This is a genomic window from Dyella ginsengisoli (assembly GCF_044904665.1).
GTDB lineage: Bacteria > Pseudomonadota > Gammaproteobacteria > Xanthomonadales > Rhodanobacteraceae > Dyella_A > Dyella_A ginsengisoli.
The window spans coordinates 722,738-735,186 of record NZ_JADIKM010000001.1 but is presented as its reverse complement, the minus strand read 5'-3'; the positions used below and the strand labels follow the sequence as shown (position 1 = coordinate 735,186).

Genomic DNA, 12,449 nt, shown 5'->3' with positions numbered 1-12,449 from the left:
CTCGCTGCGCCGCCCATGCCCCCGGACTCCCCGATGATCGACCACCCCGACCACGACGACGCCCCCGCCGCGGAGGCCGACAGCCCGACCTACCTGCGCCGCATCCGCAGCTTCGTGCTGCGCGAGGGGCGCATGACGCCGGCACAGCAGCGCGCGTTCGACGCGCACTGGTCGCGCTATGGCCTGGACTACCGTGGCGAGCCGCGCGACTTCGACGTCGCGTTCGGCCGCCGTGCGCCGCGGGTGCTGGAGATCGGCTTCGGCAACGGCGAGGCGCTGGCGTGGGCGAGTGAGCACGACGCCACACGCGACTTCATCGGCGTGGAAGTGCACGGCCCCGGCGTGGGTCGGCTGATGAACGCGCTGGCCGCGCGCGACGCCAGCAACGTGCGCATCTACAAGCACGACGCGGTCGAGGTGCTGGAGCACGAGATCGCGCCGGGCACGCTGGCCGAGGCGCGCATCTGGTTTCCCGACCCGTGGCACAAGAAGCGCCACAACAAGCGCCGCATCGTGCAGTCGGACTTCGTCGCCCTGCTCGCCTCGCGGATGGCGCCGGATGGCCTGCTGCATCTCGCCACCGACTGGCAACCCTACGCCGAGCACATGCTCGAGGTGATGGAGGCGGCACCGGACTGGCGCAATGCGGTGGCACCCGGTGCCTGTGCCGACAAGCCGGACTGGCGCATCGAGACCCACTTCGAGCGGCGCGGACTCAAGCTCGGCCACGGCGTGTGGGACCTGCTCTATCGCCGGCGCTAAAAGACGCTTTCGACGAATGGATTCACCAGCGGTCATGCGCGCCCGCATATACTGCCGCTCGACAGAGGGACGGGGCGCCGCGTGAGGCTTGTTTCGCACCACCGCACGCAATCGTGCGGCCTGGCCCGGTGTGCTGACGGCGTGCGAACCCCATCCCGGCGAGAGCTTCCCCCTTGGGCCTGACCCTCACTCCCGAAATGATCCTGGTGCTGGCCCTGGTCGGCTTCACCATGCTCATGCTGGTGCTCGAGTGGATCCGCGCCGACATGGTGGCGCTGCTGGTGGTGGTGGTGATCGGCCTGACCGGCCTGATCCCGTCCGACCGCGTGTTCAACGGCTTCGCCGGCAACGCGGTGATCGCGATCATCGCGATCATGATCATGGGCGCAGGGCTGGACCGCGCCGGCGTGCTCGCGCTCACCGCCAACTTCGTGATGCGCATGGCGCGCGGCGTGGAATCGCGCCTGGGGGTGGTGATCAACGCGGTCACCAGCCTGTTCAGCGCGGTGATCCCCAGCCAGGCGCTCGCGGCGCTGATGATCCCCGTGATCAGCCGCCTGTCCGCACGCACCGGCGTCCCGATCTCGCGCCTGCTGCTGCCGATGGCGTTCTGCATCCTCACCGCGACCAACACCACGCTGATCGCCAACTCGCCGCTGATCATCCTCAACGACCTGATCGCCAGCGCCAACAACAACCTGCCGCCCGGCGCGCACACGATCCCGAAGTTCGGCCTGTTCAGTGTGACGCCGGTGGGCCTGGCACTGGCCCTGCTGGGCGTGGCGTTCTTCTATTTCTTCACGCGCAAGCTGCTGCCGGAGCGTGAGGACGAACGGTTGAAGGTGACGCCCGGCCGCACCGAGAGCTACTTCGCCGATACCTACGGCATCGTCGGCGAGACCGCCGAGCTCACCGTCACCGCGGAGAGTCCGCTGGTCGGCATGAGCATCGGCGAGGTCGAGCAGCTGCGCGAGGCGCCGCTGATCCTGGCGATCAAGAGCGGCAACGACGCGCGCATGGCGCCGCCGGTGGACCAGGTGATCTGGGTCGGCTCGGTGCTGGGCGTGCTCGGTCCGCGCGAACAGCTGGCGCAGTTCGCCAACAACCAGCTGTGCAAGCTGTCGCCGCGCATGCGTCAGCTGGCCGAGCTGTTCAATCCGACCCGCGCCGGCATCTCCGAGGCGGTGATCCCGCCCAGCTCGCGCTTCATCAAGCAGACCATCGGCGAGCTGCGCCTGCGCAAGCGCTACGGCATTTCGGTGCTGGCGGTGAACCGCGGCGACCAAGTGCTGCGCGACGACGTGCGCGGCATCAGCCTGCGCGCCGGCGACACCCTGGTGCTGCACTCGAGCTGGCGCGAGCTGGCGCAGACCACCGAGGACAAGGATCTGGTGGTGGTCACCGACATCCCAAAGGAGGAGCAGCGCCCCGGCAAGATCTGGCACGCGGTGGGCTTCTTCCTGCTGGCCAAGGGCCTGGCGCTGTTCACCAACCTCGACCTCTCGGTGGCGATGATGACCGGCGCCATCGGCATGCTGCTCACCGGCGTGCTCAACATGGATGAGGCGTACAAGGCGATCAACTGGAAGACGATCTTCGTCACCGCATGTCTCATCCCGCTGGGCTGGTCGATGGATGCCACCGGCACCGCCGCCTGGCTGGCGCAGGAAGTGCTGGCCTACCTCGGCCATGCGGCGCCATGGGTGCTGCAGCTGTCGCTGGCGATCCTCACGCTGCTGTTCTCGCAGGTGATGTCCAACGTGGGCGCGACGGTGATGATGGTGCCCATCGCGATCAGCGTGGCGGTGGCCACCGGCGGCAATCCGTCTGCCTATGCGCTGATCGTGGCGGTGTCCTCGTCCAACACCTTCCTGCTCAGCTCCGGCCATCCGGCGCTGATGATGGTGGCCGGACCGGGCGGCTATCGCGGCAAGGATTTCCTGCGCGTCGGCGTGCCGCTCACACTGGCCGTGCTGCTGGTCACCATGCTGGTGATCAACCTGATGTTCCGCTGACGCAGATCACATGCGCCGGCCTGCCGGACGCGCATGGTGCACGCTCGGCCGGACCCTTGAATGAGGGGAGCCGCCAGGCTCTCACAAGCCGACCTGCCTACGTCGCGCGGCCTCGCCCGCACGGCGTTGCATGCGTGTGCCCACGCTCGCCAGCGAGCCAACCGACAGCGTCGGCATCGGCACGCAAGTGCACCAGCGTGTAACTCATAAAGCGACATGATTTCTGTGACGTGTATCACAGAATTTGACGTCAAATGCACTCGGCAGTCACCACCTGAAGTTAAAGCTCCCGCCCAGTTCCGGCTTGTGGGGAACAAGCGGGCTTAGGGGGGCCCAACGTTCGATTTACTGGTCGCCGCAAGGCGGTCAGGAGGGCATGCGGCCACGACCCAGGTCCGCAGCACCTCGTCGATCAGGATGCACCGGCCATGCTGGATTTCAGGATCCTCTTCTCCTGCGCAACCGCCCTCGTGCTGTGCGCGGCAACCCTCCTCATCACTTACCGCCACGCGCCGGCGCTCGGATTGATCGATCGACCGAACGACCGCAAGAAGCACATAGGCAACATCCCCCTGATCGGCGGGATTGCGGTGTTCACCGGACTGCTCTTCGGTGCCTGCGTCTATGGCCAGAGCGATCTCTTTACCTGCGCCGTGCTGGCCACGGCCGCATTGCTGATGCTGGTCGGTGCGCTGGACGACCGCTTCGACCTGAGCGTGCGCGCGAGGCTGCTGGTTCAGGCCTGCGCGGTGCTGGCGGTAGCCATCGCCACCGGCACCCACATCCATACGCTGGGCCACCTGTTCGGCGTCGAGTTGGAGCTGGGGGTCCTGGGCATTCCATTCACCGTGATCGCCGTGATCGGACTGCTCAACGCGTTCAACATGATGGACGGCATCGATGGATTGGCCGGCATGCTGGCACTGGTCGCGGTGGGCGCCATCGCGGCGTACCAGGGCCTTTCGCAATGGTCGAGCATTGGCCTGCTGCTGCTGCTCAGCGCCGCGCTGCTGCCGTATCTGGCCGCCAACCTGGGCCTGGTCGGGCGCAAGGTGTTCCTCGGCGACGCCGGCAGCGTGGTGCTGGGATACCTGCTGGCGTGGACGCTGATCCGGCTGAGCCAGCAAACCGACGCATCCCTCACCACCGTGGACGTGCTCTGGTGCGTGGCGCTGCCGGTGCTGGACACCCTGGCGGTGATGATCCGCCGCCTCGGCGAGCGCCGCTCGCCGTTCAAACCCGATCGCGGGCATATCCACCATCTGCTGCTCGATGCGGGGATCGGGCCGCGCGGCGCCCTCGCCGTGCTGGTGACGCTGGCGATCGTGTTCGCATGCATTGGCGCGCAGACCCGTCAGCTGACCCCGGGCAGCAACCTGCTGTCGTTCGGCGCCGTGGCCGTCATCTACATCGCAACGCACCGAAGCGTGCGGCGTTATCAGCAAGCCCGCGTGGCCGGAAGCGTGACGTCCGAGGCGACACTCCCGATCGGCACGACCGAGGCCGTCCGCAGCCGGCCACTGCGCACCGACGGTCGCCAGAAGCCCGAGCGGGTGCATGCGCGCACGGCCGCGGCGGCCCGTGCCGCACGGGTGAGGAAGATCGTGCCGTGACCTCAGCCACCTGCCAGCGGCACGGTCGACGCACACAGGGCGCGGGGCGGCCAGGCGTGGGGCGGGTAGGCATGGGGTGGCCAGCGGCCGGTGGGCGGATCGCCCGGGCACGCGGTGGCCGCGCGGCAAGCCGGCCATGGCCCGCCCGCATGAACGCGACCCGCGCCAGCCCCCCGGCACATCCCAGTGTGCATCGATGCTGAAGCTCGCATTCACCTCCATGCTGACGCTCTCGCGCGCCGAACGCACCACTCTTGAACGTCAGGCGCAGGCCGACCACGGCAGCTCGGCGGCGGCACGGCGAGCCCGGCTCGTGCTGCTGCTGGCCGACGGTTACAGCTGGACCCAGATCCGCCAGCGCATGGGCTGCAGCGACAGCTTCATCGCACGCTGGAGCAAGCGCTTCGCCAGCGAACGCCTGGCCGGCCTGTATGCGCGACACACCGGGCGCGATCGCTACAAGCTGACCGACAAGCTGGAGCGGCGGATACTCAAACAGACACTTGAGCAGACTCCGGCAGACGGTTCGCGCTACTGGTCGTCGCGCAAGCTCGCGGCCGAGCTGGGCGGTTCGATTTCGCACATGACCGTGGCACGCATCTGGGCCAGGCACGGCATCAAGCCCGACCGACTGGAGGACCATCCGCGACCGGCAGAGCCGGAGTTCAACGCCAGCGCCGTCGATATCGTGGGTTTGTACCTGAACCGCCCGCTGCACGCGGCGATATTCCGCGTCCCCGACTCCGCGCCCGATCGCGACGAGCCGGCTGGCCCGGGCGTCTCATCGATCCAGCCACGGCCTGGCCTGCTCGCTCTGCGCAGGGCACTGCAGGAGCAAGGTACGGCTGACACCGCGACACGTGCCCGGCGATCTGGCGCTGCTGAGCTGGCAGCCTTCGTGGCCAGCATTGCGGCACAGTACCCGGAGGGACGGGAAACCCACGTCGTCGCTGACAACGCAACGGCGACCCGGCGCAGTCATCTGCTCAAGACGATTGACGCCCACCCCAACGTGCATCTCCACCTGGCGGGCACGTACTCCGCCTGGATCGGCCAGATGGACCGGATCCTGGGGAAAATCGAACTGGCACTGGTGGCCCTGGGGCCGTCGCGCGGCCCGCTTGGGGTCAAGACGCGGATCATGCGCGCCATCCGCAACTGCAACCAGCGTCCCGCGCTGGTGAAATGGAGTTACTGCGGCGACACCCCGGATACACGACGGCTTGGCCGCCACACCCCGGGGTGATGCCTGCGCACCGGTGTGGTGCGCAGGCATCGGTGCTCACGGCTTGGGCGAGAGCTTGTTGTTGGCCAGGTAGATATTGTAGGTGGTGCTGCCGATCTGCACGTCTCGCGTGCTGCTGGTGAGCGTGTAGATCGACTTGTTGTTGGCGTAGAACCAGCGCGTGCTGTTGTAGGTGATGGTGTTGCTGGTGATCTTCACATCGTGCGTGGTGGCGACCATGCCCACGCCGTCCAGCCCGTTCTCGGTGATCAGGTTGGCGGCGATCCATGAGTAGGTTCCACCTTCGCTCAACACGCCGAATCCGCGGTTCTGCTTGACGGTGCTCGACTTCAGCACAACCCCCGTCACGTTTTGCTGCAGTTCCAGGCCGTTGCCCATGTTGCCGGCAATCGTGGTGCCCTCAATACGGATGTCCTTGGAGATGCCCTGGGTCTGCGGTTCGATGTCGATACCGTCCTGCGGCGCGGTGCCGTTGGTGTTGGTGAAGGCGCTGTTGACCACATACACCCGCTGCACGGGACCGAACGACAGGCCCTGCCGGCGATTGTTGTTGGAGGTGACCCGGCTGACCGTGATGTCGGTCGAGGGCACGGCGGTGCTCGCCGAGCCGGTGGCACCGATGTAGAAACCATCACCCCAGCAGTCGGACACCTTGAGGTCGTGCACGTACACCTTGCTCGACGAGCGGATATCCACGCCCATGCCCCACTCGCCGGTGGTGCCGATGTGCTTGACGCGATCACCGATGATCTGGCCGCCGGTGATCTCCACGTCGCTCACGCCCCACGCCTTGAGCACGTAATAACGCGTGCTGCTGTTGGGGATGGCGACCAGCTGCGCCAACGGATCCAGCTTCAGCCGCACGTGCGAGCGCAGCTTGACCGAAGTCACGGCGTCGATCATGTAGCGGCCGGCCGGCACGGTCACGGTACCGCCGGTGGAGGGCAGCGAGTTGATCGCGGCCTGGAACGCGGCGGTGTCGTTATGCACGCCGTTACCCAGCGCACCGGCATTGCGCACGTTCACGCTGGCCGAGCCAATCGTCATCGTGGGCGTGGCCGTCCACCAGGTGGCGGCACTGGCCGGCACGGCCACCACGCCAAGGGCGAGCGCCAAGCCGGCAGCAAGCATCCGACGTGGCCGCGCAGTGCGTTCACGGCGGGCGTGGGGGGTCGGGGTGGCGGAGCGGAGGGAAACGGAGCCGGGGGCGGCGAAATCAAGCGACGTACGGTTCATGCAGGAGCCTCTGGGACAGGGTAAAGGGATGACACACCTTCACCTTGCCTCAACGCAGCCTTCACGAAACGTGCGCAAACGCACGCTCTAAAAAGTTCCTATGTAACTGATTTTGCTGAATTTGTTACGCTTAAAACGGTAGTGATTTGAGCGCCGAAACGGCCGCTTCGCGCGGCCTTTTCCAGCGTATTCGCCCCGCTCGCAGCCTCTCCCGGGCGAGTGCCGGGAGAGGCTGGTCGAGCGAGTGCCCTCGGCCCTTACGGCTTGGGCGAGAGGGTGTTGGAGGCGAGGTAGATATTCCGGGTCGTGCTGGAAATCTGGACGTCCCGATTGCTGCTGGTCAACGTGAAGATCGACTTGTTGTGGGCCAGGAACCAGCGTGTGCTGTTGTAGGTGATGGTGTTGCCGATGATCTGCCAGTTGTTGCTGGTGGCCGTCATGCCCACGCCATCGAGTCCGTTCTGCGTGATCACGTTCTTCGACAGCGAGCTGCTGGCGCCATCCACGCTCAGCACGCCGAAACCGCGGTTGCCCTTGAGCGTGCTCGATACCACCGCAAGACCGGCCACGTGCGCGTGCACCTCCAGGCCATTGCCCTGATTGCCGGTCAGCGAGCTCCCTTCGATGCGGATGTCGGTCGACTTGCCTTGGGTCGAAGGTTCCACGTCGATACCGGCCTGGGGGGCCGTGCCATTGGTATTGGCGAAGGTGCTGGCAAGGATGTAGACGCGCTGCACCGGCCCGAACGACAAGCCCTGTCGGCGGTTGTTGCTGGAGATCACGTGGCTGATGGTCACGTCGGTGGATGGCGTGGCCGAGCCACTGGGTCCGATCGCGCCGATATAGAAACCGTCACCCCAGCAATTGGTCACCTTCGTGTTGTGCACGAAGACCTTGCTCGAGGCGCGGATGTCCACGCCCATGCCCCATTCGCCGGTGGTGCCGATATGGCGTGCGCGTTCACCCACGATGCTGCCGCCGACGATCTCGACGTTGTTCACGCGCCACGCCTTGATCACGTAGGAGCGCGTCTGGTTGTTCGGAATGGCCACCAGCTGCGCGAGAGGGTCCAGCTTCAGGCGCGTGTGCGAGCGCATGTTGATCGATTTCAGCGCGTTGATGCGGTAGGTGCCGGCTGGCACCGTGATGGTTCCGCCACTGCTGGGCAGCGAATTGATGGCGGCCTGGAAGGCGGCGGTGTCGTCATGGACGCCGTTGCCAAGTGCGCCGGCATTGCGCACGTTGATCGACGTGGCGCCGATCGTCAGCGTCGGCGAAGAAGTCCACCAGCTCGCCGACGCCGGCAGCGCGACCACGGAGAGAGCCAGGGAAGAAAGAGCGAGTGCAAGGAACTTGCGGGGATGGCGGGAGGCGCGGGCATCGGCCCGGACAGAACGAAGAACAACAGCGGATGAGGGAGTACGGGATTTTTTTTGAAAGATCACGAGAAACCTTTGGGATGGTTGAGGGAAGGCGCCACCTCCACGGCGCGAACCGAAACACGCACGGATACAAGGACATCCGGCGGAAGGCGACCCGCGCCACCGTAGGTGCATCGGTCCGGGCCTGCCTGAATCGCGCACCTCCATATCGAAAGTGAAACGCCGCGAGGCCTTGTGCGCAAAGGCGTCAAGGAACCTGAATCGGGGTGTGAGTGGCCTGTGAAAAAGGCGCCGTACATGAACGGGAGGGCCGTGACATCACCCGCGGGGCAGCGAAGCGGTCGGCACAACCCGCTGACCGGCGTCGGGACAGCCACGCCCAAGGCACCGCCCGAGTCACCGGTGACCAGGTTTGCCTGCCGCTGCCAGACGGTGCGAAAACCGCCCAGGTTCGGCTTCACTCGCACCACGTTCACCGCCTGTCGCCGATCGTTTTGTTGATATGGCGCAAGTAGAGGCATCTCATTGCAGGCAACAGTGCACGTCTTGCGGCATGCGAGGAACTGATGGCCATGAAGTCGGCACCGCCGGAGGGCTCGCCACACGGTCACCTGCAGTACAAGGCGGACCCGGCGCATGGCGCCGCACCGGGTCTCGAGGGGCGAATTGCCCTGACCATCTTCACGCCGACCTACAACCGCGCAGCGCTGTTGACCCGCCTGTTTCGCTCCATCGCGCAGCAGGCCCATCCCGGCACTCCGGTGGAGTGGCTGGTGATCGACGACGGCTCATCGGACGACACCCCTGCCCACCTGGCGGCCTTCGCCGAGGAACGCCCGGATCTGGTGCGCCATCTACGGGTGCCGAACGGCGGCAAGCACCGCGCGATCAATCATGCAGCACGTGCAGCGCGAGGCGAGTGGGTGCTCATTGTCGACAGTGACGACCTGCTGGGTGCGGGAGCACTGGCGGATATCCTGCGCACGCTCGGTCATTGGCATCCGCGCGACCACGTGGGCGTGCTGCGTGGCCTGCGGCGTTTTCCTGCCATTAGGCAGGGGCAGCCCCATTTCCGGGTACCGAGAAACCCGGGCTCGCATGCCGAATGGATTTCCGCGCAGCGCGGCTTCGATACGGTCGAAGTCATCCGCCGCACTGCCCTGCTGGCACATCCGTTCCCGGAGCATGCCGGTGAACGCTTCATGGCGGAGAGCTGGCTTTGGCACGCCCTGGATGCCAGCCATGAGGTCCATTTCCTGGACCGGGCCTGGGTCGACGGCTTTTATCAGGAGGGCGGCCTTACCGCTCGCTCCCGCAGCTTGCGTGTCCACGCCCCGCTGGGCGCCATGGACGTCTACACGGCCATCTACCGATCCGGCGCGCGCTGGACGATCCGCGCGCGCGCCGCCGCCAACTGGTGGCGCTACCGGTTCCACGCCCGCTCCCGCCACGCGGGCGGAGATGGCCGGCCGGCCATACCCGGCTGGTTTGCACCCGTCGGATGGCTCATGAACTGGAACGACCGCCTCCACCTGGAAACCTGATCGAGCTCCATCAGGCGCGGCAAGCAGGACACGCGCAAATATCCACTGTCCCGGCACGCATGACTTCACGAATCCCACCCATATCGGCGTTCCAGAATAGCCAGACAGATGCTGCTGCAGGGATACCATGCTCGTCGTGATCCACGCACCGGCGCTCGCCCGGTAATGCGCATTGCACTGGTCATCACCAGCCTCGGCGTGGCGGGAGCCGAGCGCCTGGTGGTCGACCTTGCCGATCGCTTCGCATCGCTCGGCCACGCGGTACTGCTGGTGCATCTGACCGGCACCGCCGAGGTGGTACCGCGCCATCCTGACGTCACGGTGCTGGGGATGGGCATGAACCGTTCGCCGCTCAGCCTGCTCATCGCGCTGAGATCGGTGCGTCGATCGCTCAAGGCGTTTCGTCCCGACCTGGTGAACAGCCACCTGGTGCATGCCAGCCTGTTTGCCCGACTGCTGCGTCTCACGCTGCCCATGCCCCGACTGGTGAGCAGCGCGCACAACATGAACGAAGGCGGCGGGCGCATGCGCATGTGGGCGTATCGGCTCACCGACTGGCTGGTGGATATTTCCACCAACGTGTCTGACGAGGCCGTGGCCGCCTTCGTCGCCCAGGGCGCGGTGAAACCCGGCCGCATGGTCACCATGCACAACGGCATCGACGTAGCGAAGTTCCACTTTCTGCCGAAGGCGCGCGTACAAGAGCGCCGGGCGCTGGGCTGCACCGATCGCAAGCTGCTGCTGGCGGTGGGCCGGCTGCATGCGCTGAAGGACTACCCCAACCTGATCCGCGCCTTTGCACAGGTGAAGGGCCAAGTCCCCGGCGTGGTGCTGGCGATCGCGGGCGAAGGCCCCCTGCGCGCGGAGCTGGAAGCTCTGGTGCGCTCGCTCGGCCTGGTCGATGACGTGCGGTTCCTCGGCGTCCGCCACGATGTGCCCGAGTTGATGTCGGCCTGCGACGTGTTCGTGCTGTCGTCGGAATCGGAGGGATTCGGGCTGGTGGTAGCCGAGGCGATGGCCTGCGGGAGAGTGGTGGTGGCCACCGATTGCGGCGGCGTGCGCGAAGTGGTGGGCGATGCCGGCCTGCTGGTTCCGCCACGCGATCCCGAACAGCTGGCGGCGGCCATCCTGCACGCGCTGGCATTGCGCCCCGCCGTGACCGCCGTGATGGCGCAGCAGGCGCGCCAACGCATCGAGCGGCTGTATTCGCTCGATACCGCCGCAAAGAAGTGGCTGGCGCTCTACCAGTCGCCGTCGCTGCCCTCCGCGTAAGCGCGGCGGCCACGGGCGGGTGTTCCCGGCCGCGGCGATCCGTTCCACCGGGGGAGCGCGCCGGACACGGTCGCCCGCCTCCCCGGCGAAGCGGGCAGCCTCGCCGGTGCAGGGCCCGCCGTCAGCGGATGAGCGGCTTGGGCGGATATTTGGCGGCGCGCAGCGCGTGCTGCCGCTGCCGATCCGCACTGGACAGCAGCTCACCGTAGACATCCACCGTCCGCTGGATGACCAGCCGCTCGTCGAAGTCGCTCAGCGCCCGCTGCCGGGCGCATCGCCCCAGTCGCTCCAGCAATGCGCGATCGTCGTCCAGCATGCCGATGCGCTGCGCGAGCGCGAGCGCATCGCGCGGCGCCACTCGCAGGCCGTCGCTGCCGTGCTCGGTCACCACCTCGCGGCAGCCGGGAAGATCCGTCGTGATGATCGCCAGGCCGCAGGCGGCCGCCTCGATCAGGCTCTTGGGCACGCCCTCGCGGTAGTAGCTCGGCAACACCATCACGTGCACCGTGCGCAGCAGTGACGGCATGTCGTCGACGTGGCCCAGCCAGGTCACCAGGCCGGCATCGTTCCACCCTTGCGCGTCAGCCTGGGTGGCCGAGCGCGGATTGCCCGGATCGGGTGTGCCGGCGAGCACAAACTCCACGTCCCGGCCCTGCGCGCGCAGATGCTCCGCCGCGTCGACAAACTCCTGGATGCCCTTCTCCCACAGCAGTCGCGCCGCCAGCAGCACGCGCAGGCGGCCACCTGTGGTAGCGGCCGGATCGGCCGGACGAAAGCGGCTCGTGTCGACGCCCGAGCTGCGGATCATGCGGACCCGCTCCGGGGCGATCAGGCGCGCATCGGAGAACGCCGCGGCGTCGTCGGGATTCTGCAGGATCAGCAGCGAGCGTCGGTGGCCCAGCGTCATGCGCAGGAGCAGCTTGACCAGCGGTCGCAGCGCGCGCGCCTTGGCGCCGTCGCTGGTGAACACGTAACCCATGCCCGCCACCGCGTTGACCACCGCCGGCACGCGAGCCACGCGGGCGGCCAGCGCACCGTAGATGGCGCACTTCACCGTGAAGCTGTGCAGCAGGTCGGGCCGCTCCCGACGCAGGAGGCGGGCAAGGTGCCACCACGTGGCCGCCTCACGCAGCGGGTTGAGGCTGGCACGGTCCATCGGCAGGGTTACCCAGCGCAGACCATGTGAAGCGAAGCGCGCGCCGAACGCGCCCGGCGGCGAGAGCATCACCACCTCGTGGCCGTCGGCCTTCAGGCGCAGCGCCGTGGAGAGGCGGAAGTTGTAGAGGTACCAGTCGGTATTGGCGAACAGGACGAATTTCATGGGCGCTCCGTGGTACTGCGGGTTCCTTGCCGGCATCGCCCCGAGCGTCTGCGTCGCC

The 12,449-nt window shown here is 67.0% G+C and carries 9 protein-coding genes; 6 read left to right on the top strand and 3 right to left on the bottom strand.

Going from position 1 to position 12,449, the window contains the following annotated elements; all coding sequences use genetic code 11:
- Positions 1–33: 33 nt before the first annotated feature.
- The 4 genes from trmB (at position 34) to ISP17_RS03315 (ending at position 5,636) form a co-directional block, all read left to right on the top strand.
- Entirely contained in the window at positions 34–762 is a 729-nt protein-coding gene (trmB, locus tag ISP17_RS03330; protein ID WP_404630091.1) for a tRNA (guanosine(46)-N7)-methyltransferase TrmB, read from the top strand.
- Between the two features lie 197 nt (positions 763–959).
- Entirely contained in the window at positions 960–2,777 is a 1,818-nt protein-coding gene (locus ISP17_RS03325) for an SLC13 family permease (protein ID WP_404631411.1), read from the top strand.
- A 428-nt stretch (positions 2,778–3,205) separates the two neighbouring features.
- On the top strand, positions 3,206–4,390 hold the full coding sequence (locus ISP17_RS03320) for an MraY family glycosyltransferase (protein ID WP_404630090.1): 1,185 nt from the start codon (positions 3,206–3,208) through the stop codon (positions 4,388–4,390).
- Positions 4,391–4,586: 196 nt separating this feature from the next.
- Positions 4,587–5,636 carry an IS630 family transposase gene (locus tag ISP17_RS03315; protein WP_404630089.1) on the top strand — a complete coding sequence of 350 codons (1,050 nt, stop codon included), beginning with the start codon at positions 4,587–4,589 and terminating at the stop codon, positions 5,634–5,636.
- Between the two features lie 36 nt (positions 5,637–5,672).
- Here ISP17_RS03315 and ISP17_RS03310 read toward each other — a convergent pair whose 3' ends face one another.
- Both ISP17_RS03310 and ISP17_RS03305 read right to left on the bottom strand, forming a co-directional pair.
- The gene (locus ISP17_RS03310) at positions 5,673–6,767 is read right to left on the bottom strand and encodes a right-handed parallel beta-helix repeat-containing protein (protein ID WP_404630088.1); all 1,095 of its coding nucleotides are present in this window, start codon (positions 6,765–6,767) and stop codon (positions 5,673–5,675) included.
- Positions 6,768–7,129: 362 nt separating this feature from the next.
- Complete coding sequence (locus ISP17_RS03305) at positions 7,130–8,188, bottom strand: right-handed parallel beta-helix repeat-containing protein (RefSeq protein WP_404630087.1); 1,059 nt, start codon at positions 8,186–8,188, stop codon at positions 7,130–7,132.
- Between the two features lie 638 nt (positions 8,189–8,826).
- On the opposite strand from ISP17_RS03305, the gene ISP17_RS03300 reads away from it, so the two are divergent.
- Both ISP17_RS03300 and ISP17_RS03295 read left to right on the top strand, forming a co-directional pair.
- A complete protein-coding gene (locus ISP17_RS03300; protein WP_404630086.1) occupies positions 8,827–9,798 on the top strand; it encodes a glycosyltransferase family 2 protein in 972 nt (323 codons plus the stop codon).
- Positions 9,799–9,963: 165 nt separating this feature from the next.
- Positions 9,964–11,070, top strand: a complete 1,107-nt coding sequence (locus ISP17_RS03295) for a glycosyltransferase (protein ID WP_404630085.1) — start codon at positions 9,964–9,966, stop codon at positions 11,068–11,070.
- Positions 11,071–11,191: 121 nt separating this feature from the next.
- On the opposite strand, the gene ISP17_RS03290 is transcribed toward ISP17_RS03295, so the two are convergent.
- Positions 11,192–12,391: a glycosyltransferase family 4 protein gene (locus ISP17_RS03290; protein WP_404630084.1), complete on the bottom strand. Its 1,200-nt coding sequence runs from the start codon at positions 12,389–12,391 to the stop codon at positions 11,192–11,194.
- Positions 12,392–12,449: the final 58 nt, after the last annotated feature.

Bases quoted from the DNA above. Each gene is read 5' to 3' on its own strand.
- trmB (WP_404630091.1), top strand. From the start codon at position 34: ATGATCGACCACCCCGACCACGACGACGCCCCCGCCGCGGAGGCCGAC.
- ISP17_RS03325 (WP_404631411.1), top strand. From the start codon at position 960: ATGATCCTGGTGCTGGCCCTGGTCGGCTTCACCATGCTCATGCTGGTG.
- ISP17_RS03320 (WP_404630090.1), top strand. From the start codon at position 3,206: ATGCTGGATTTCAGGATCCTCTTCTCCTGCGCAACCGCCCTCGTGCTG.
- ISP17_RS03315 (WP_404630089.1), top strand. From the start codon at position 4,587: ATGCTGAAGCTCGCATTCACCTCCATGCTGACGCTCTCGCGCGCCGAA.
- ISP17_RS03310 (WP_404630088.1), bottom strand. From the start codon at position 6,767: ATGCTTGCTGCCGGCTTGGCGCTCGCCCTTGGCGTGGTGGCCGTGCCG.
- ISP17_RS03300 (WP_404630086.1), top strand. From the start codon at position 8,827: ATGAAGTCGGCACCGCCGGAGGGCTCGCCACACGGTCACCTGCAGTAC.
- ISP17_RS03295 (WP_404630085.1), top strand. From the start codon at position 9,964: ATGCGCATTGCACTGGTCATCACCAGCCTCGGCGTGGCGGGAGCCGAG.
- ISP17_RS03290 (WP_404630084.1), bottom strand. From the start codon at position 12,391: ATGAAATTCGTCCTGTTCGCCAATACCGACTGGTACCTCTACAACTTC.